Origin of the sequence: Nonomuraea roseola, from assembly GCF_039535395.1 — a bacterium.
Classification (GTDB): Bacteria; Actinomycetota; Actinomycetes; order Streptosporangiales; family Streptosporangiaceae; genus Nonomuraea; species Nonomuraea roseola.
This window is the reverse complement of sequence record NZ_BAAAXC010000015.1, coordinates 4,358,067-4,374,870: the sequence shown is the minus strand read 5'-3', so window position 1 is coordinate 4,374,870 and position 16,804 is coordinate 4,358,067. Positions and strand designations below refer to the sequence as shown.

The following is a 16,804-nucleotide window of genomic DNA, read 5'->3' as shown; positions in this document are numbered from 1 at the left end:
GTGGCCGGCTGTGGGGTCCCTCACGGCTCGGGAATCGTTCGAAGCCCCGAGAGCTACGGCCTGCCTGCGGTGAGGACACAGGCGGCGACCGCGCGGGCGAAGGCGGCGATGATCGGATGCGGCCGGGTGCCGTCTCCCGACAGCTCCGGCTGGAAGAGCGTGGCCAGGAAGAAGGGGTGTCCGGGCAGCTCGGCGGCGCGCACCTGCCCGTCCTCGTCGTGCGCGGTGAAGCGCAGCCCGCCCTCCTCCAGCGCGGGCAGATAGGCCGCGTTGAGGCCGAACGAGCAGTGGTAGCGCTCGATCGCGCGCTCGGCGCCGACGGCCTGGCCGATCAGCGAGCCCTGCGCGAGCCGTACCTCGCCCTCGTGACCCACCAGCGAGCAGGTCAGCGGCGCGAGCAGGAGGTCGCGCCCGGCATCGGGTTCGTTCTCCGCGTGGGCGACGTCGAGATCGCAGACGCCGCGGGCGTACTCCAGCATCGCGTGCTGGAAGCCGCCGCAGGTGCCGAGGAACGGGATGGCGTGCTCGCGGGCGGTCCTGACCGCCCGCAACGCGCCGTCCTCGCTGCGGTAGGGGCTGCCGGGCAGCAGCCAGATGCCGTCGAAGCCCCGCAGATCGTCCACCTGCTCGGTGGGGATCCAGTAGGCGTCGAGAGTGAGTCCTTCACGTTCGCGCAGCGCCTCCAGCAGCAGCGGCACGCGGACATGGGAGCGGACGGTGGCGGAACGGTCCCCGACCAGGGCGAGTCTCATGCCAGCCATCCTGCGGGCCCCTCGAGTTAAGCGCCAACGATAATCCCTGCTGCTCTGATAAGTATTGCTGATGGACCCCCACCTGCTCAGGACCTTCGTGACGGTCGCCCACCGGCAATCGTTCTCGGCCGCCGCCGAGGAACTCGGGTACACCCAGTCGGCCGTCTCCCAGCAGATCGCCGCGCTGGAGGCCGATCTCGGGCTGGCGCTGCTGCGCCGCCGTCCTGTGGAGCCCACACCGGCGGGCGCCAGGCTGCTGGAGCACGCCGAGCCGCTGCTGCTGCGCCTGCGGGCGGCGCGCGTCGACGTCCTGCGCGCGGCGGCGGCCCCCTCCCCCAGACTCACGCTCGCCGCCTCCCCGCTGGCCCTCACCGAGGACCTGGCCGTACGGCTGGCGCGACCGCCCCGCGGGGAGCTCACGATCAGGGCCACCAGCCGCGACGACGTGGCCGCCGTGGTCGCCTCGGGCGAGGCCGACCTGGGCCTGGTCGACGGCATCGCCGCCCCGAGCGACCCGTTGCGGCTGCCCGACGTGGGCCCGTTGTCCACGATCGGCGTCGGCGAGCAGGACCTCGTCGTCGCCCTGCAGGAAGGCCATCCTCTGGCGGGCCGCGCAGGGCTGCGGCTGGCCGATCTCGTGGACGCGCTCTGGCTGCAGACCCCGCTGTGTCCCGTGGAACGGCTGCGTGACATCGCGGGAGACGGCTTCAGGATCGGCATGACCTACACGGGCGACGACCTCCACACCGTGCTGCGCCTGGTGGCGGCCGGGCACGGCCTGACCCTGCTGCCCGCGGGCGCCGCCTCGCCTGTGGCGGTGCCGCTGGTCGCGCCTCGGGTCGTGCACAGGATCGAACTGCTGCACGGCACGCTGGCCGGTCACGCCGAGCGGGTAGCCGAGAACCTGTGGCGCTGAAAGGAAAAAGCCCGGACGCGTAAGCGGCCGGGCTTTTTCTTCGGTGTAGTCCCGACCGGATTCGAACCGGCGCTACCGCCTTGAGAGGGCGGCGTCCTGGGCCACTAGACGACGGGACCGAAGCAGCTTGTGACAGTGGTAGTCCCGACCGGATTCGAACCGGCGCTACCGCCTTGAGAGGGCGGCGTCCTGGGCCACTAGACGACGGGACCCTGTCCACAAGCGATGTGCCGGGGGCCTCCCCGGCAACGGATGTAACTCTACCGCACCTCGAGGAGCACAACCAAACTCACGGAACCAGCCCGGAAAAGCAAAAACGGATGCCCGATGATCGGACATCCGTTGCAGAGCTGGGGTACCAGGACTCGAACCTAGAATAACTGAACCAGAATCAGTCGTGTTGCCAATTACACCATACCCCACCGGCCACGACCCTCTTGCGAGGCCCGCTTGCTGGCGACTCCGAAAGAATAGCCCAGGTAGGGGGACAAGACCAAAACGATTGCTCAACAAGCGCGCCAACGCCCCGCACATGCCAAGCTGAAGGGGACAAAACACCACGTGGAGGAGCCAAGCGTTGGCTGAGAATCCGTTCTTCGCACCGAGCAGCCTGCCCTACCAGCTGCCGCCGTTCGAGGAGATCCGCGAGGAGCACTACCTGCCCGCGTTCGAGCGTGGCATGGCCGAGCACCTCGCCGAGGTCGACGCGATCGCGAACAGCACCGAGCCGCCCACCTTCGACAACACCCTCGCCGCCCTCGAGCGCTCGGGCCAGGTCCTGAAGCGCGCCGCGATGGCCTTCTTCAGCGTCGCCGCCTCCGACTCCACCGACGGCATGATGGCGATCGAGACCGAGATCTCCCCCAAGCTGACCAAGCACACCGACGAGGTCAAGCTCAACCGGGCGCTGTGGGCCCGCATCAAGCAGGTCTCCACGGACGTGGCCGAGGAGTCGTGGCTGCTGGAGAAGTACCGCGAGGACTTCATCGGCGCGGGCGCCGACCTCGGCGAGGCCGAGCAGGCCAGGCTCAAGGAGCTCAACGAGGAGGTGTCGAAGCTCTCCACCGAGTTCTCGCAGAACCTGCTGAAGGCCTCCACGGAGGAGGCGCTGGTCGTCCACGACGCCAAGGAGCTCGACGGCTTCGACGAGGCCAGGATCGAGTCGATCAGGAAGGACGACGCGTACGTCCTTCCTCTGCTCAACTACACCAACCAGCCGGGGCTCGCCCAGCTGACGAACAGGGAGACCAGGCGCAGGCTCTACCAGCTGAGCGTCGAGCGGGCCCGACCCAACTTCGAGCTGGCCATCAGGATCGCCACGCTGCGCGCCGAGCGGGCCGCTCTTCTTGGCTTCCCCAACCACGCCGCCTACACCGTCACCGACCAGACGGCCAAGACCGTCGAGGCGGTCGAGGCGATGCTCGGCCAGCTGGTGGAGCCAGCCGTACGCAATGCCAAGAAGGAGGCGGAGGCGCTCGCCGAGATGGCGGGCTTCGACATCGAGCCGTGGGACTGGTCGTTCTACGCCGAGAAGGTGCGCCAGGCCCGCTACGACTTCGACGCCGACGCGATGCGGCCCTACTTCGAGCTGAACAGGGTCGTCGAGGACGGCATCTTCCACGCGGCAGGCAAGCTCTACGGCCTGACCTTCACCGAGCGCCCCGACCTCAAGGGCTACCACCTGGACGTGACGGTCTTCGAGGTGTTCAACGAGGACGGCTCGGCGCTCGGGCTGTTCCTGCTCGACCCGTACGCCAGGCCGACCAAGCGCGGCGGGGCGTGGATGAACAACCTGGTCGACCAGTCGTACCTGTTCGGCGAGAAGCCCGTGGTGATGAACAACCTCAACATCACCAAGCCGGCCACAGGCCCGACGCTGCTGACCTACGACGAGGTCAACACCGCCTTCCACGAGTTCGGCCACGCGCTGCACGGCCTGTTCTCCGAGGTGCGCTACCCCAGGGTGTCGGGCACCAACGTGCCGCGCGACTTCGTGGAGTACCCCTCGCAGGTCAACGAGATGTGGACGACCTGGCCCGAGATCCTGGCCAACTACGCCAAGCACCACGAGAGCGGCGAGCCCATGCCCGCCGAGCTGGTGGAGAAGATGAAGGCGGCGGAGAAGTTCAACCAGGGCTTCGCCACGGTGGAGTACCTCGCCGCGACGCTGCTCGACTGGGCCTGGCACAAGCTGGAGCAGGGACAGACGGTCGAGGACGCCGAGGCGTTCGAGGCCGAGGCGCTGGAGGCCGCCCAGATCGCCTTCCCGCTGGTCCGGCCGAGGTACAGGACCAACTACTTCCAGCACATCTTCGCCAGCGGCTACAGCGCCGGCTACTACTCCTACATCTGGAGCGAGGTGCTCGACGCCGAGAGCGTGGAGTGGTTCAAGGAGAACGGCGGGCTCACGCGCGCGAACGGCGACCACTTCCGCAAGGAGCTGCTCTCGCGGGGCGGCGGCATGGACCCCCTGACCGCCTTCCGCAACTTCCGCGGCCGCGACCCGCGCATCGAGCCGCTGCTCAAGCGCCGCGGCCTCGACTGAGCTCGGCGATGGTCTCCTTGAGCCACTGAAGCTCCGCCGTACCTGTGGCTCTGGCGACCAGCAGCATGCCGCGATGGAAAGGGTCGGAGACCTCCTCGGCCCGCAGCGGCCTGTCCCCTTCGTAGAAGAAGCTCGCGGGCGCCTCGAGGAAGTCGAGGCGCCTGCGCAGCACCCCGGCCTGGAGTGACGGATCCTCCAGCGCTGACAGGAACGTCAGCAGCGCGAAGAACCGCGTCTGGTCGCTGATGTCCAGCTCGGACGGCTCCCGCAGCCGCCTGAGCAGCTCCTCCCGCCCTTCGGCGGTGATGGTGAGCACCTGCCTGCGCGCCGCGGCCGCGCCCTCCTCCTCGTGCCGTTCGAGCAGGCCCTTGGCCTCCAGCCTGGCGATGGCCGGATAGAGCGCGCCGTCGCTGACGGGCCTCAGATGCCCGCTCAGCGCGGTGAGGCGCGACTTGAGCTCGTAACCGTGCATCGGCCGCCGGTTGAGGAACCCCAGGATCATCAGCGTCAGATCCCCGCCACTTGCCATGGAAGCATCGTATCGCTATACCTCTTATCGATGTATAACGAAAAGATGCTCAAGCTGGCCGCCCCGATCTACGTGGAGCTGCTCACCGCCGTCGTCGCCGTGAGCGTGATCGACCTGCTCTGGGTCTCCGGGCTCGGCGAGGCCGCGATCGCCGCCGTGACCATGGCCACGACCGTCGAGTACTTCGCCTACGGGCTGATCCTGGCGCTGCCGACGGGCCTCACGGTCCTGGTCGGCAGGCGAGACGGCGTGGCCCCCGTCACCCCGCTGATCAGGTCGGGCTGGCTGCTGTGGCTGGCCGGCTCGACCGCGATCGCGCTCCCCTGCGTGCTGCTGAGGGAGCCGCTGGCCAGGCTCCTCACCGCCGACGCCGCCACGGCCGCGCTGGCCGCCGACTTCCTGCTCGTCGCGATGGCGGGGCTGCCGATCTACTTCGCCCAGACGGTGGCCGACGGCGTGCTCAAGGGGCTCGGCAACGCCAGGATCCCGATGCGCAACGCGCTGATCTGCAACGCCCTGGTGATCGCGCTGGACCCGCTGTTCATCTACGGCCTGGGCCTCGGCGTCCAGGGCGCCGCGCTGGCCACCGTGCTGGCCCGCGCCCTCACCCTGGCCGTCTCCCTGAAGACGCTGGTACGGCTGGCGCCCCGCGACGCCGAGGGCCGGGCGGGCGCCAGGGAGATCATCGGCACCGGTCTGCCCATGTCGGGAGACTTCCTGGCCCGTGCCGTGGTCGGCCTGCTCCTGATGGAGATCGTCGCCAGGTTCGGCCTCGCGGCCCAGGCCGGCTACGGCATCGGCCTGAAGATCATGCTGGTGGGGGTGATGGCGTTCTACGCGCTGAGGCAGGCCGCGATGATCCGTACGGCCCGATCAGAGGAGACGGGCTCGCCGCTGAGGACGGGGCTGCTGGCCGGGGTGGCGGTCGCGGCGGCGCTCAACCTCGTCGCCGCGCCCGCCGCGAGCCTGTTCACCGACGACCCCGAGGCGGCGGTGAGCTTCCTGCGCTGGATGACGCTCTACCTGATCCCCTTCGGCGGCCTGATCGCGGCGGGCGGGGTGGCCCAGGCGAGCGGAAGGGGCAGCCGCCTGCTGGCCGCCACGCTGGCGGGCTTCGCGGTGCAACTGCCCCTCGCCTATCTGCTGAGCTCCTGGCTCGGTCTCACGGGTGTGTGGCTGGCCATGGCGGCCGGGACCACGGTCAGCCTCGCAGCCGCTCCAGTGCGGCGCGCAGGCGCTCCTGGACGCGCTCCCGACCCAGCACCTCGATCGACTCGAACAGCGGCAGACCCACGGTGCGACCCGTGACGGCGACCCTGATGGGCGCCTGGGTCTTGCTGAGCTTGAGCCCTCCGAGGGAGGCGCCGACCTCTTCGAGCGCCTCCTTCAGCGACTCGGGGTCCCAGTTGACCGTGTCGAGCCTAGCCAGGTAGCCCTCGATGACCTCGGGGGCGTTGGCCTTCATCGCCTTGTCCCACGAGGCCTGGTCGAAGACCGGCTGCTCGAGGAAGAGGAAGTCGACGTTCTGCCTGATCTCCGACAGCACGGCGACACGGGTCTGGGCGAGCGAGGCGACCTTGCTGAACAGCTCGGCGTCCCAGGAGGGGTCGAGGTAGGGCAGGCAGCGCTCCTCGAAGGTCTCCAGCGGCAGCGCGCGGATGTACTCGCCGTTGAAGGCGCGTAGCTTCTTCTCGTCGAAGAAGGCGCTGGCGGAGTTGACGTCCTCGAGGCGGAACCTCGGGACCATCTCCGCCCACGGCATGATCTCGCGGTCCTCGCCGGTGCCCCAGCCGAGCAGCATGAGGTAGTTGACCATCGCCTCGGCGAGGTAGCCCTCCTCGCGGTAGGACTCGAGGGCCACCTTGTCGCGGCGCTTGGACAGCTTCTTGCGCTGCTCGTTGACGATCACCGGCAGGTGCGCCCACACCGGCGGCTTGGCGCCGAGCGCGGGCCACAGCAGCATCTGCTTGGCCGCGTTGCCGAGGTGCTCCTCGCCGCGCACGACGTGGGTGATGTTCTGGGTGATGTCGTCGACGGCGTTGGCGACCACGTAGAGCGGCGAGCCGTCGGTGCGCGCGACGACGAAGTCCTCCTGCGCGTTGTTGGGGAACTCCACCCGGCCGCGGATGACGTCCTCGACCACGGTGACGCCCTCGTCCGGCGTGCGGAAGCGCACCGCGCCCGAGGTCAGTCCTCGCTCACGGCAGTGGCCGTCGTAGCCCTTGTGCTCCGAGCCCGTGCGCGCGACCAGGTCGTCGCGGGTGCAGTCGCAGTAGTAGGCCATGCCCTTGGCCAGCAGGAGGTCGACCGCCTCGCGGTGCTGGGGCTCGAAGGCCGACTGGAAGTAGGGCCCCTCGAAGACCGGGTTGGTGCCGTTGATGCCGATCCAGTCGAGCGCCGAGATGATGCCCTCGGTCCACTCGGGCCTGTTGCGCGTGGCATCGGTGTCCTCGATGCGCAGCACGAACCTGCCGCCGGACTGCTCGGCCAGCGCCCAGTTGAACAGCGCCGTGCGGGCGCCGCCGACGTGGAACATGCCGGTGGGGGACGGGGCGAAGCGCACCCGCATGTCAGTCACCTGCTTGATTGTTCCCTCACCCTTCTCATTCGCTGCGCGGCCGGCATGCTTCGCGGCGCCGCCCACTCCGCTCACCGCGTCGGGTTCAGTCACGGGAGACCACCTTGTTCGTCAGGGTGCCGATGCCCTCGATGCCGACGCTGACCTCGTCACCGATCTCCATCGGGCCCACGCCCGCGGGGGTGCCTGTCAGGATGACATCGCCGGGAATCAGCGTCATGACCGCGCTGACGTAGGCCACCAGCGCGGGGATGTCGTTGATGAGCTGGGAGGTGCGACCGCTCTGCCTGATCTCACCGTTGACCGTGGTGGTCAGCGCCAGGTCGGAGGCGTCGAGGTCGGTCTCGATCCACGGGCCGATCGGGCAGAAGGTGTCGAACCCCTTGGCCCTGGTGAACTGGACGTCCTTCTTCTGCAGGTCGCGAGCGGTGACGTCATTGGCGCAGGTGTAGCCGAAGATGACGTCCTTGGCCCGCTCGGCGGGCACCTCACGGCAGAGCCTGCCGATCACCACGGCCAGCTCGCCCTCGAAGTCGACGCGCTCCGACTGCGAGGTGGGATAGGCGATGGCGTCGCCGTGGCCGACCACCGAGGTGGACGGCTTCATGAAGATGAGCGGCTCTTCGGGGACCTCGTTGCCGAGCTCCTTGGCGTGCTCGGCGTAGTTCCTGCCGATGGCGATGACCTTGCTGGGCAGCATCGGAGCCAGCAGCCGCACCTCGGCCAGCGGGTAGCGCTCACCGGTGAACTGGATCTGGTTGAACGGATGACCGGCGATCGTCGAGATGACGTCGCCCTCGACCACGCCGAAGACAACCTCGTCGCCTGTGGAGAACCTCGCTATACGCACATGACAAGGCTAGTGCCGTCCACCTGGTGCCTCGTCGGGTCTATTAATCCCCAAAACCCGCTTTAAACCCTGAATGGCAGTGAATCGCCTGGTAACAGGTCGAAGTGAGTCGATATCGACACCGGGGGTGACTGATCGTGGCTGACACGATGGCCAGAGATAGCGGCACGGCGACGCCGGCCGTACCGAGAGCACGGACGCAGGGCGGCAGCTCGCTCGTCACCGAGCAGGGCAGGACGACCATCGCCGACGGCGTCGTGGCGAAGATCGCAGGACTGGCCGCGCGCGAGGTCTCCGGCGTGTACAGCATGGGCGGTGGCACCGCTCGGGCCCTGGGCGCGATGCGTGGCATGGTCGGCGCCGAAAAGAGCGTGAGCCAGGGAGTGTCGGTGGAGGTGGGCGAGCGGCAGACCGCCGTCGACCTCGACCTCACAGTGGAGTACGGCGCGGCCATACCCGACCTGGCCGGCGCGGTCCGCAGGAACGTGATCTCGGCGATCGAGCGGATGACCGGCCTCGAGGTGACCGAGGTGAACGTCAGCGTCAACGACGTGCACCTGCCCGAGTCGCCCAAGAACGAGGAGGAGTCCACCGAAAGGGGGCCACGAGTCCAATGACAGACGACGGGCTGGCCCATGCCATCGCGGAACGGGTACGAGGCTGCCCGGGTGTGGCGGATCTCTCGGGCGGCCCGTTCGGGACCGTGGCGACGTACCTGCCGGGCAGGCGGCTGAAAGGGGTGGCCGTTCGCGACGACGAGGTGGAGATCGCCATTGTCGCGCGCGCCGGCCGCTCCCTGCTCGAAACCGCCGACCAGGTGCGCAGCGTCGTCGTCCCGCTGACGGACGGCCGCCCCGTGAACGTGGCGATCCAAGATCTGGAGGACTCATGAACACCATCCCCGTGCTGCCGATCATCGGCATGGCGGTCGGCATCATCCTGGGTCTGGCCGGCGCCTTCGGCGGGCTGGGGGCGTTCCTGCTGGTCCTCGTGCTCGGCGCGCTGGGCCTGCTGGTCGGGCGCATCGCGGAGGGCGGCGAGATCGACCTGTCGCACCTCACCGCGAGGCGACGATGACGGTTCCCGCCCACGGCATACTCATCCCCGCCCAGCGGATCCCCGCCGAGCAGCGGGGACGCACGCGTATCGAGGACAGGGTCGTCTCCAGCATCGCGCTGCAGGCGGCCAACGAGGTGGAGCAGGTGCGCGAGGTGCTGCACCGCCGCTCACCCGCCGCCAGGGTGGACGGCGACCTGGCGACGATCCGCGTGGACGTGGCGCTGGACTACCCGGCGCCGGTCCGCACGATCGCCTCCGAGATCAGAAACCACGTGGCGCGCAGGGTGCTGGAGCTGACCGGCCTCGAGGTCGCCCAGGTCGACGTGCGCGTGACAAGTTTGGAGGTGAGATCATGACGCTGGAGGCCAGGCCGGAGCCGCAGACGACGCCGCAGCAGCAGACCGCGCCGCAGACCGCCCCCGTCGCGCCGACCGATCCGGCGGCCGACAGGGCCGCGCTCCGTGCCTTCAAGTCGCGCAGGATGGTCGCCGCCACCGTGGCGGCTCTGGTGCTGATCGGGATCGGCTTCGTGGCCGCCGTCGAGATCATCTCGACGCTCGTCAACAGGCCGGTCAGCTGGCTGCCCAAGGCGCCTGCGCTGTCGTGGGCCTCGGCGACCCCGTGGAGCAGCCCGCAGGTCCTGGCGGCGGCGAGCGTCCTCGTCCTGGTCGGGCTCGGACTGCTGGCGCTGGCCATGAAGGCGGGCCGTCCTCATGTGGTGCCGGTGCGCACGGGCGATCCCGACCTGGTCATCGGTCTGCAGCCGAAGGGCTTCGCCTCGGCGCTGGCCCGCGCGGCCGAGGACGTGCCGGGGGTCCACTCGGCCAAGGCCGGCGTGGGCGGCGGCAGGGTCGCCGTGACCGCCTACGCGTCAGGGTGGGACGACGCCAGGCTGACGGAGGCCGTACGGCAGGCCGTCCTCGCACGGCTCGGCACGATCGGCCCCATCAACCACTACAGGGTGTCAGTCGCGATGAAGGAGCGGCGATGACGACCGGCCGCGCCAACCGCATCGGGCTGGCCGTCATCGGTCTGATCTGCCTCCTGTGCGGAGGGCTGACGCTGGCCAGAGGGCTGCGCGCCTTCCCCCAGGACTGGGCGCCCGCCGACGAACCGCTGGTCAACGGGCCCGTTCAGGAGTTCTTCACCCGGTTCTCCCCGTGGCTCTGGTGGGCGCTGGCCGTGCTGGCGGTGATCCTCGCGCTGATCGGCCTGCGGTGGCTGGTCGCGCAGAGCCGTCACGAGACCATGGGCGAGGTCAGGGTGGACAGCGGAGCCGAGGGCCAGACGACCGTCACCTCGGCGGCCGTGGCGAAGGCGGCCGCGGCCGAGTTGACCGCCGTGCCGTCCGTGACGTCGGCGACCGCGGCGCTGGCGGGCGACCACGACCACCCCAAGGTACAGCTGCGCCTGGCGGCCGACGAGCGGACGCCGATGAGCGCGCTGCGGGAGGAGCTGAGCACGGTGACCGTGCCGCACATGAGGCTCGCGCTCGGGGCCGACCGGCTGCCCACGGTCGCCAGGGTCAGCCTGGAACCGGCGGCTCCGCCCAAACGAGTGGTGAGATGAAGAAGCGGGGCCCCGGCGAAAGGGCCCCGCTTCATCGTTGGTTACAGCGGAACAACCTGCTCAGCCTGCAGACCCTTCGGCCCACGGGTGGTCTCGAACGAGACCCGCTGGTTCTCCTCGAGCGAGCGGTAGCCGTTGGTGGTGATGGCCGAGTAGTGCACGAACACGTCCGCGCTGCCGTCGTCGGGCGCGATGAACCCGAAGCCCTTCTCGGCGTTGAACCACTTCACGGTGCCTTCAGACAACTGCTTCTCCTTCTGATGAGCCCCGCTACTTCAGCAGGGCTGCGTTGCGGACCCTACCCCGCAATCGCCTCCGCAGACGAGCGAAGTACCAAGCCGGGTGCCAACAGTGGGCAAAAAGCTTGGCATCATCGGCCGCCGGGAGCTCATCACGGCCGATCTACTCATTCCGGGCGACGGCCAGCCCGTACGGCAGGCGGCCGTCGTCATGGAGAACGGCCTCATCCGCTACGCGGGCCCCGCCCGGAACGCCCCCGACACGACGGGCCGGCGGCCTCGGCGTCCACCTGGCCCATGCCGTCGCGGAGGGCTCGATCGAGGGGGCACCCTCCTGGCGGCCACCTGCACGGTGATCGACGTGCTCATGACCGCGCGGGCGGCCTGCCTCCCGTGCTGATGGACAAGCTGAAGGCGGTGGCCGAGGTCCACGCGGGCGCGGTCGCCCTCGCCCGCTCCAGGGGCGTACGGCTGGGCGCCCAGGCGCCGCGCAGCGGGGTGCTGGCCGAGGGGTACGACGCCGACGTGATCACGCTCGACGCCGACCCGCTCGACGACATCACGGTCATCTCCGATCCCGATCACGTGACGGGTGTGTGGAAGGCTGGCAGGAGGGTGAAGGGAGCCTGACATGTCCGTGGTGAAGATCAACGCGTTGACCGTGCCCGCCGAGATGCGCGAGGAGCTGGAGCGGCGTTTCTCCGGCAGGGCCGGAATGGTGGAGTCGTCCGACGGCTTCGAGTGGTTCGAGTTGCTGCGCCCCGTCGAGGGCACTGACACCTACCTCGTGTACACCCGCTGGCGCAGCGAGGAGGACTTCCAGGCCTGGCAGTCCAGCAGGGCCTTCCAGGCCGGCCACGCCCAGGCCGCGGGAGAGCGGCCCGGGCACGGTCACGGTCAGGGGGAGGGCCACGGGCAGGGACACGGTCACGGCCAGGGCCCCGCCGCCTCCGGCGCGGAGCTGTGGTCCTTCGAGGTCGTCCAGAGCACGGGGCCCAAGGCCTAGTGGTCGAGCGGGTTCGCCGCCACTCTCGCGGCGAACCCGCTCCGCACGAAGCTCGCCGCCAGGCTGCCCGGCTTGCGCGCGGCCTGGCTCTCGAAGCAGGCCACGAACTCCTCGGCGAGGCCGAGGCGCGGGTAGCGGCCCAGCACCTCCTCGCGCACGTCGCCGGGGATCGCGTCGGTGCCGCGTCCCGAGACGTCCATGCCCGTCGACAGCTCCAGCAGGTGGCCTTCGGGGTCGTCGCGCACGTCGACCTCGTCCCACATGTGGCGGACGATCACCTCGGCCGCGCGCCGCCTGCGCTCCACCGGCCAGCCCGCGCCCGCGCCGAACACCCACGCCACGTGCCCGCCCGCCTCCTCGAACGGCAGGCTGTGGTTGTCGAAGGCCTCGGCCAGGCCGAGATCGTGCAGCATCGCCGCCACGTAGAGCAGCTCGGCGTCGAAGTGGATGCCCCTTCTGCGCGCGTAGTAGGCGGCCCAGAGATAGGCCCGCACGGAGTGGTTGAGCAGCGCGGGCGAGTGGTAGGCGGTCGCCACTTCGAGCGACGCTCGGCACGCCGATGTGTCCGGGATCACGAGGTTCATGCCGTCACGATAACGATGTCTCATACCAGCTTGACCAGGTGATCTTATTCCGGACAGCATGTTCCGCCCCCTCGGTTCGGCCCGGAAGGATCTGGCGTGCGTCGCCTCGCTCTCCCCCTCGCTCTCCTGCTCGCCCTCGGAGGGCTGGCCGACACCGCGGGCGCCACCGTGAAACGCACCGCGGAGTGCCAGGGCGACTGGCTGCCCGCCACGCCGACGGCGGCCGAGGTGATGAAGGGCGAGGTCGCCTTCCTCGACCTGCCGCCCGTCAAGGTCGGCCAGGACGTCGACTGGCGCACCAACCCGTACAAGAACCGCTCGTGGGGCATGGTGTTCCACTCGCTGCGGTGGATGGGCCGCCTGGTGGCCGAGTACGAGAACAACGGCGAGGAGCGCTACCTCGCCAGGGCCACGGAGATCGCCCAGGACTGGGTGAAGGACAACCCGCGCGGCCGACCCGCCAGCCCGTACGCCTGGGCCGAGCACCCCATCGCGCTGCGCGCTCCCGCGCTGGTCTGCCTGAGCAGGCACGTCGACGCCAAGTGGCTCAAGGACAGCCTGTCCGAGCACGCCAGGGTCCTCGGCGACGACCGCCTCTACGAGTGGGGCCACAACCACGGCATCGACCAGGACATCGCGCTGCTCGGCATCGGCTGCCGCCTGAACGACAGGCGCTGGCAGGACCACGCGATCAAGCGCCTCACCAAGACCGTGAAGCTCGACATCGACTCGCAGGGCGCGCTGATGGAGCAGGCCCCCCCGCTACGCGATCTACGTCCACGACCGGCTGAAGGTCGCCATGACCAACCTCAAGGACTGCGGCCGCAAGGTGCCCGGCGACATCTCCGCGCGCTGGTCGAAGCTGAGCGGCTTCATCATGCACTCCACCAACCCCGCCGGGTTCATGGTGCCGATCGGCGACGGCGGCGCCGACCACGAGCCCTCGGGCTTCCCGAACCCCTCGGAGCGGGTGAAGGTCTTCAAGGCCGGCTACGTGTACGGCAGGACCGACTGGGCCAAGCCCGAGTCGGCCTTCTACTCCATCAGGTTCGGCCCAGGCACGAAGTACCACGGCCACGAGGACCACCTCGGCCTCACCTACTACGCCCAGGGCAGGGACGTCCTGGTCGACGCCGGTTTCCACTCCTACGAGCCCACGCGCTACCGGTACTGGACCATGTCGCCCGAGGCGCACAACGTGCCGACCGTCGTGGGCGCCCGTTTCAGGCCGAGGACCGCGACCAGGCTGTCCAGGACCGCCTACGACTCGGGCCGCCAGCGCTACCGGCTCACCGACAAGGCGTACGGCGTGAGCCGTACCAGGTCGGTGCTGGTCAACCACGACGAGGACGTGATGGCCGTCCTGGACGGCGCGGGCGGCGGCAAGAAGGTCAGGAACATCTGGCGCTTCGACCCCTCGCTCAAGCTCGTCTCCAACTCCGGCGGCAAGGTCGTGCTGGCCGACGGGAAGTTCAAGGTCAGCCTGGTGCAGCTGTCCGGCTGCAAGCCGGTGAGCGGCCAGAAGGTGGAGCGCGGCGGCAGGCTCGGATGGGTGTCGCCCTCGTACATGGCCAAGAACCCCGCGACGACGGTCGTGTCCCCGGCTTCCGCGTCGCTGCTGACGGTGATCGTGCCGGGCACCGACCAGCCGAAGGTGTCGTGCGCAGGGGGCAAGGTCACCGTGCAGACCGCCGACGGCGCCGTCGGCTTCAAGGCGTCGATCTTCTAGACCTGCCTGACGGGGCGGCCGGATGGGCCGCCCCGCCGCAGCCTCAGACCTCTCTGCCCGAGCGCAGCAGGCCGTAGGTGACGGCCTGCTCAAGGGCCTGCCAGCTGGCCTCGATGATGTTCTCGTCGACGCCCACGGTGGCCCACTCGCCGCTCTCGTCGCTCGAGGTGATCAGCACGCGGGTGATGGCGCCCGTGCCGTGCGAGCCCTCCAGGATGCGCACCTTGTAGTCGACGAGCTCGAGCTTGGCCAGCTCGGGATAGAGCTTCTCCAGCGCCAGCCTGACCGCCCTGTCGAGCGCGTTGACGGGACCGTTGCCCTCGCCCGTGGCGACGATGCGCTCGTCCTTGGCGTGGACCTTGACCGTGGCCTCGCTGACCACCTCGCCGCCCTTGGTGCGCTCGACGATCACCCGCCACGACTCCACCTCGAAGTGGCGCTTGCGCTCGCCGTGGACGGTGTCGCGCAGCAGCAGCTCGAAGGAGGCGTCGGCGGCCTCGAAGGTGTAGCCCTTGGACTCCAGGTCCTTCACCCTGCCGACCAGGGTCTTGGTGGACTCAGGGGTCAGCTCGTAGCCGAGCTCGCGGCCCTTGAGCTCGACCGAGGCGCGCCCTGCCATGTCCGAGACCAGCATGCGCATGTCGTTGCCGACCATGGCGGGGTCGATGTGCTGGTAGAGGTTCGGGTCCACCTTGATGGCGCTGGCGTGCAGGCCCGCCTTGTGGGCGAAGGCGGAGGTGCCCACGTAGGGAGCGTGGGAGTTGGGGGTGACGTTGGTGACCTCGGTGATCGCGTGCGCGATGCGGGTCATGTCGGCCAGCGCCTGCGGGGGCACCAGGTCGAAGCCGCGCTTCAGCTGGAGGTTGGCCACCACCGTGAAGAGGTTGGCGTTGCCCGAGCGCTCGCCGTAACCGTTGGCGCAGCCCTGGACGTGCGTGGCGCCCGCCTTGACCGCGGCGAGCGTGTTGGCGACGGCGCAGCCGGTGTCGTCGTGGCAGTGGATGCCGACGCGCGCGCTGGTCTGCACGGCCGCGTGGACGACCTCGGCCAGCTCGTCGGGGAGCATGCCGCCGTTGGTGTCGCACAGGGCGATGACGTCCGCGCCCGCTTCGGCCGCGGTCAGCAGCACCTCCAGCGCGTAGGCTGGGTTGGACTTGTAACCGTCGAAGAAGTGCTCGGCGTCGAGGAAGACTCGCTGTCCCCCCGCACGAAGGTGAGAGACCGTATCGCGGATCATCGCGAGGTTCTCCTGGAGAGTCGTGCGGAGGGCCAGCTCCACGTGCCGGTCGTGGCTCTTGGCGACAAGGGTCACGACCGGCGCGCCGGATTCGCGCAGAGCGGCCACCAACGGGTCGTCGGCTGCCTTCACACCGGCTCGGCGGGTCGCGCCGAACGCGGCGAGCTGCGCGTGCTTCAGGTCGAGCTCTGTTTGAGCGCGCCTGAAGAACTCTGTGTCCTTGGGGTTGGCGCCCGGCCAGCCCCCCTCGATGAATCCGACGCCCAGCCCGTCCAGGTGCCGCGCGACAGCGAGCTTGTCGGCGACGCTGAGGTTCAGGCCCTCCTGCTGTGCGCCGTCTCGCAGCGTGGTGTCGTAGACGTGGAACCGATCGTCGGCCATCGAGATCTCCTGAGGAAAAGTCTGTGCAGAAAAGCAAAAGACCCCTCACGGACGTGAGAGGTCTGCGCGCTGGCTATGTCCCTTGTCAGCCAGCGCGCCTGCCGATAATGAGCAGAGCAGAACACATGATGCCTGCGAGTCTGCCACACGCATTCACCATCTGGCACATCGATCTCATATTTCGGGACGTCACACCGAGGTGCCCTGCTGTTCGATCGCCGACAGGTCCCTGATCGGCTGGCCGTCGAGGAGGAGCGTGGGGGTGCCGTCGATCCGGATCTTCGCGTTGTCCTCGAGGTGCTTGCCCGCGTGGCGCTGCGAGGTCACGCACTGCTCGAAGCCCGCGTCGGTGACGCCCGCGCTCCTGCCGGCGGCCACCAGCTCCTCGACCGTGTAGCCGGTGGCCTGGCCGTGCGGGGCGGGCTGCATGCCGTACAGCTTGTCGCGGAAGGCGAGCCAGTTGGCCGACGGCACGCAGCGCGCGGCCGCGGCGGCCCTGATGGAGTTGGAACGGCTGGGCTCGTCGGTGAAGATCGTCACGGTGTGGAAGACGACGGCGAGCTTGCCCTCACCGACCATCTGCTCCAGACGCCGGCCCGAGGTCTCGTGCAACTCCTTGCAGAAGGGGCAGTCGAAGTCCTCGAACAGGTCGAGCACGGGCGCGTTGGCACCGGGCCTGGCCAGCAGCATCGAGCCGTCGGCCCGCCGTACGAGCTTGACGTCCTGCGCCGAGCTCCCCTTCGGGAGCCCCGCGATGATCAGCAAGCCGGCGAGTACGGCAAGCGCCACGAAGGCGCCGACCATCTTGGACCGTCCACGCCTCTCCACCG

At 69.3% G+C, this 16,804-nt stretch carries 21 protein-coding genes, 3 tRNA genes and 1 pseudogene; 14 read left to right on the top strand and 11 right to left on the bottom strand.

The annotated features are described in order from the left end of the window. Positions 1 to 53: 53 nt before the first annotated feature. Complete coding sequence (locus ABFX55_RS44190; RefSeq protein ID WP_346129646.1) at positions 54 to 752, bottom strand: CTP synthase C-terminal region-related (seleno)protein; 699 nt, start codon at positions 750 to 752, stop codon at positions 54 to 56. Between the two features lie 70 nt (positions 753 to 822). On the opposite strand from ABFX55_RS44190, the gene ABFX55_RS44185 reads away from it, so the two are divergent. After that, positions 823 to 1,668, top strand: coding sequence for a LysR family transcriptional regulator (locus ABFX55_RS44185; protein WP_346129645.1), 846 nt, complete (start codon positions 823 to 825; stop codon positions 1,666 to 1,668). Between the two features lie 46 nt (positions 1,669 to 1,714). On the opposite strand, the gene ABFX55_RS44180 is transcribed toward ABFX55_RS44185, so the two are convergent. From ABFX55_RS44180 to ABFX55_RS44170, 3 genes are all read right to left on the bottom strand, one after another. Next, positions 1,715 to 1,787: transfer RNA gene (locus ABFX55_RS44180), tRNA-Glu, on the bottom strand. A 17-nt stretch (positions 1,788 to 1,804) separates the two neighbouring features. Next, positions 1,805 to 1,880, bottom strand: a tRNA-Glu gene (locus ABFX55_RS44175). A gap of 138 nt (positions 1,881 to 2,018) precedes the next feature. Then, positions 2,019 to 2,090 (bottom strand) — tRNA-Gln (locus ABFX55_RS44170). 155 nt (positions 2,091 to 2,245) lie between these two features. Here ABFX55_RS44170 and ABFX55_RS44165 point away from each other — a divergent pair. After that, a complete protein-coding gene (locus tag ABFX55_RS44165; RefSeq protein ID WP_346129644.1) occupies positions 2,246 to 4,213 on the top strand; it encodes a M3 family metallopeptidase in 1,968 nt (655 codons plus the stop codon). Here ABFX55_RS44165 and ABFX55_RS44160 read toward each other — a convergent pair. Continuing rightward, on the bottom strand, positions 4,191 to 4,742 hold the full coding sequence (locus ABFX55_RS44160) for a PadR family transcriptional regulator (protein ID WP_346129643.1): 552 nt from the start codon (positions 4,740 to 4,742) through the stop codon (positions 4,191 to 4,193). The genes ABFX55_RS44165 and ABFX55_RS44160 overlap by 23 nt on opposite strands. Positions 4,743 to 4,772: 30 nt before the next feature. Here ABFX55_RS44160 and ABFX55_RS44155 point away from each other — a divergent pair, with 30 nt between their 5' ends. After that, positions 4,773 to 6,050 (top strand): MATE family efflux transporter, encoded by a 1,278-nt coding sequence (locus tag ABFX55_RS44155; protein WP_346129642.1) that lies wholly within the window; start codon positions 4,773 to 4,775, stop codon positions 6,048 to 6,050. On the opposite strand, the gene gltX is transcribed toward ABFX55_RS44155, so the two are convergent. Both gltX and ABFX55_RS44145 read right to left on the bottom strand, forming a co-directional pair. Further along, the gene (gene gltX / locus ABFX55_RS44150) at positions 5,944 to 7,311 is read right to left on the bottom strand and encodes a glutamate--tRNA ligase (RefSeq protein WP_346131435.1); all 1,368 of its coding nucleotides are present in this window, start codon (positions 7,309 to 7,311) and stop codon (positions 5,944 to 5,946) included. The genes ABFX55_RS44155 and gltX overlap by 107 nt on opposite strands. Positions 7,312 to 7,405: 94 nt before the next feature. Next, positions 7,406 to 8,170 carry a fumarylacetoacetate hydrolase family protein gene (locus ABFX55_RS44145; RefSeq protein ID WP_183656342.1) on the bottom strand — a complete coding sequence of 255 codons (765 nt, stop codon included), beginning with the start codon at positions 8,168 to 8,170 and terminating at the stop codon, positions 7,406 to 7,408. A gap of 149 nt (positions 8,171 to 8,319) precedes the next feature. Between ABFX55_RS44145 and ABFX55_RS44140 the strand changes: the two genes are divergently transcribed. Genes ABFX55_RS44140 through ABFX55_RS44115 form a run of 6 tightly spaced genes read left to right on the top strand, consistent with a single transcriptional unit; the run spans position 8,320 to position 10,798 of the window. Beyond that, a complete protein-coding gene (locus tag ABFX55_RS44140) occupies positions 8,320 to 8,787 on the top strand; it encodes an Asp23/Gls24 family envelope stress response protein (protein WP_346131433.1) in 468 nt (155 codons plus the stop codon). After that, positions 8,784 to 9,062 carry a hypothetical protein gene (locus tag ABFX55_RS44135; RefSeq protein ID WP_346129641.1) on the top strand — a complete coding sequence of 93 codons (279 nt, stop codon included), beginning with the start codon at positions 8,784 to 8,786 and terminating at the stop codon, positions 9,060 to 9,062. The genes ABFX55_RS44140 and ABFX55_RS44135 overlap by 4 nt, the downstream gene beginning before the upstream one ends. Then, positions 9,059 to 9,247: a hypothetical protein gene (locus ABFX55_RS44130; RefSeq protein ID WP_183660650.1), complete on the top strand. Its 189-nt coding sequence runs from the start codon at positions 9,059 to 9,061 to the stop codon at positions 9,245 to 9,247. The genes ABFX55_RS44135 and ABFX55_RS44130 overlap by 4 nt, the downstream gene beginning before the upstream one ends. Continuing rightward, complete coding sequence (locus ABFX55_RS44125) at positions 9,244 to 9,585, top strand: Asp23/Gls24 family envelope stress response protein (RefSeq protein WP_346129639.1); 342 nt, start codon at positions 9,244 to 9,246, stop codon at positions 9,583 to 9,585. The genes ABFX55_RS44130 and ABFX55_RS44125 overlap by 4 nt, the downstream gene beginning before the upstream one ends. Next, positions 9,582 to 10,220 carry a DUF6286 domain-containing protein gene (locus ABFX55_RS44120; protein WP_346129637.1) on the top strand — a complete coding sequence of 213 codons (639 nt, stop codon included), beginning with the start codon at positions 9,582 to 9,584 and terminating at the stop codon, positions 10,218 to 10,220. The genes ABFX55_RS44125 and ABFX55_RS44120 overlap by 4 nt, the downstream gene beginning before the upstream one ends. Then, positions 10,217 to 10,798 carry an Asp23/Gls24 family envelope stress response protein gene (locus ABFX55_RS44115; RefSeq protein WP_346129635.1) on the top strand — a complete coding sequence of 194 codons (582 nt, stop codon included), beginning with the start codon at positions 10,217 to 10,219 and terminating at the stop codon, positions 10,796 to 10,798. The genes ABFX55_RS44120 and ABFX55_RS44115 overlap by 4 nt, the downstream gene beginning before the upstream one ends. Positions 10,799 to 10,839: 41 nt before the next feature. On the opposite strand, the gene ABFX55_RS44110 is transcribed toward ABFX55_RS44115, so the two are convergent. Next, positions 10,840 to 11,043 carry a cold-shock protein gene (locus ABFX55_RS44110; RefSeq protein ID WP_183656327.1) on the bottom strand — a complete coding sequence of 68 codons (204 nt, stop codon included), beginning with the start codon at positions 11,041 to 11,043 and terminating at the stop codon, positions 10,840 to 10,842. A gap of 106 nt (positions 11,044 to 11,149) precedes the next feature. Between ABFX55_RS44110 and ABFX55_RS44105 the strand changes: the two genes are divergently transcribed. The 3 genes from ABFX55_RS44105 to ABFX55_RS44095 are packed head-to-tail and all read left to right on the top strand — an operon-like array spanning position 11,150 to position 12,043. Beyond that, positions 11,150 to 11,437, top strand: coding sequence for a hypothetical protein (locus tag ABFX55_RS44105; RefSeq protein WP_346129634.1), 288 nt, complete (start codon positions 11,150 to 11,152; stop codon positions 11,435 to 11,437). Then, positions 11,437 to 11,667 (top strand): hypothetical protein, encoded by a 231-nt coding sequence (locus ABFX55_RS44100; protein ID WP_346129632.1) that lies wholly within the window; start codon positions 11,437 to 11,439, stop codon positions 11,665 to 11,667. Before ABFX55_RS44105 ends, ABFX55_RS44100 begins: the two co-directional genes overlap by 1 nt. Position 11,668: 1 nt before the next feature. After that, positions 11,669 to 12,043 (top strand): antibiotic biosynthesis monooxygenase family protein, encoded by a 375-nt coding sequence (locus tag ABFX55_RS44095; protein ID WP_346129631.1) that lies wholly within the window; start codon positions 11,669 to 11,671, stop codon positions 12,041 to 12,043. Here the strand turns inward: ABFX55_RS44095 and ABFX55_RS44090 are convergent. Further along, positions 12,040 to 12,627 carry an HD domain-containing protein gene (locus ABFX55_RS44090; protein ID WP_346129629.1) on the bottom strand — a complete coding sequence of 196 codons (588 nt, stop codon included), beginning with the start codon at positions 12,625 to 12,627 and terminating at the stop codon, positions 12,040 to 12,042. The two genes, ABFX55_RS44095 and ABFX55_RS44090, sit on opposite strands and share 4 nt — an antisense overlap. 231 nt (positions 12,628 to 12,858) lie before the next feature. Here ABFX55_RS44090 and ABFX55_RS44085 point away from each other — a divergent pair. Beyond that, positions 12,859 to 13,320, top strand: a pseudogene (locus ABFX55_RS44085) (heparinase II/III family protein); the annotation flags it as partial. Positions 13,321 to 13,426: 106 nt separating this feature from the next. Further along, positions 13,427 to 14,356: a heparinase II/III domain-containing protein gene (locus tag ABFX55_RS44080; protein WP_346129628.1), complete on the top strand. Its 930-nt coding sequence runs from the start codon at positions 13,427 to 13,429 to the stop codon at positions 14,354 to 14,356. 43 nt (positions 14,357 to 14,399) lie between these two features. On the opposite strand, the gene cimA is transcribed toward ABFX55_RS44080, so the two are convergent. Together cimA and ABFX55_RS44070 are read right to left on the bottom strand one after the other, a co-directional pair. Then, positions 14,400 to 15,974 (bottom strand): citramalate synthase, encoded by a 1,575-nt coding sequence (gene cimA / locus ABFX55_RS44075; RefSeq protein ID WP_183656301.1) that lies wholly within the window; start codon positions 15,972 to 15,974, stop codon positions 14,400 to 14,402. A gap of 189 nt (positions 15,975 to 16,163) precedes the next feature. Then, complete coding sequence (locus ABFX55_RS44070; protein ID WP_346129626.1) at positions 16,164 to 16,802, bottom strand: DsbA family protein; 639 nt, start codon at positions 16,800 to 16,802, stop codon at positions 16,164 to 16,166. Positions 16,803 to 16,804: the final 2 nt, after the last annotated feature.

What these genes read in the sequence shown, in the direction of transcription:
- ABFX55_RS44100 (WP_346129632.1), top strand. Translation starts at nt 11,437, where the DNA reads ATGGACAAGCTGAAGGCGGTGGCCGAGGTCCACGCGGGCGCGGTCGCC.
- ABFX55_RS44115 (WP_346129635.1), top strand. Translation starts at nt 10,217, where the DNA reads ATGACGACCGGCCGCGCCAACCGCATCGGGCTGGCCGTCATCGGTCTG.
- ABFX55_RS44080 (WP_346129628.1), top strand. Translation starts at nt 13,427, where the DNA reads ATGACCAACCTCAAGGACTGCGGCCGCAAGGTGCCCGGCGACATCTCC.
- ABFX55_RS44160 (WP_346129643.1), bottom strand. Translation starts at nt 4,742, where the DNA reads ATGGCAAGTGGCGGGGATCTGACGCTGATGATCCTGGGGTTCCTCAAC.
- cimA (WP_183656301.1), bottom strand. Translation starts at nt 15,974, where the DNA reads ATGGCCGACGATCGGTTCCACGTCTACGACACCACGCTGCGAGACGGC.
- ABFX55_RS44185 (WP_346129645.1), top strand. Translation starts at nt 823, where the DNA reads ATGGACCCCCACCTGCTCAGGACCTTCGTGACGGTCGCCCACCGGCAA.
- ABFX55_RS44155 (WP_346129642.1), top strand. Translation starts at nt 4,773, where the DNA reads ATGTATAACGAAAAGATGCTCAAGCTGGCCGCCCCGATCTACGTGGAG.
- ABFX55_RS44130 (WP_183660650.1), top strand. Translation starts at nt 9,059, where the DNA reads ATGAACACCATCCCCGTGCTGCCGATCATCGGCATGGCGGTCGGCATC.
- ABFX55_RS44095 (WP_346129631.1), top strand. Translation starts at nt 11,669, where the DNA reads ATGTCCGTGGTGAAGATCAACGCGTTGACCGTGCCCGCCGAGATGCGC.
- ABFX55_RS44125 (WP_346129639.1), top strand. Translation starts at nt 9,244, where the DNA reads ATGACGGTTCCCGCCCACGGCATACTCATCCCCGCCCAGCGGATCCCC.
- ABFX55_RS44190 (WP_346129646.1), bottom strand. Translation starts at nt 752, where the DNA reads ATGAGACTCGCCCTGGTCGGGGACCGTTCCGCCACCGTCCGCTCCCAT.
- ABFX55_RS44120 (WP_346129637.1), top strand. Translation starts at nt 9,582, where the DNA reads ATGACGCTGGAGGCCAGGCCGGAGCCGCAGACGACGCCGCAGCAGCAG.
- gltX (WP_346131435.1), bottom strand. Translation starts at nt 7,311, where the DNA reads ATGCGGGTGCGCTTCGCCCCGTCCCCCACCGGCATGTTCCACGTCGGC.
- ABFX55_RS44140 (WP_346131433.1), top strand. Translation starts at nt 8,320, where the DNA reads ATGGCCAGAGATAGCGGCACGGCGACGCCGGCCGTACCGAGAGCACGG.
- ABFX55_RS44135 (WP_346129641.1), top strand. Translation starts at nt 8,784, where the DNA reads ATGACAGACGACGGGCTGGCCCATGCCATCGCGGAACGGGTACGAGGC.
- ABFX55_RS44090 (WP_346129629.1), bottom strand. Translation starts at nt 12,627, where the DNA reads ATGAACCTCGTGATCCCGGACACATCGGCGTGCCGAGCGTCGCTCGAA.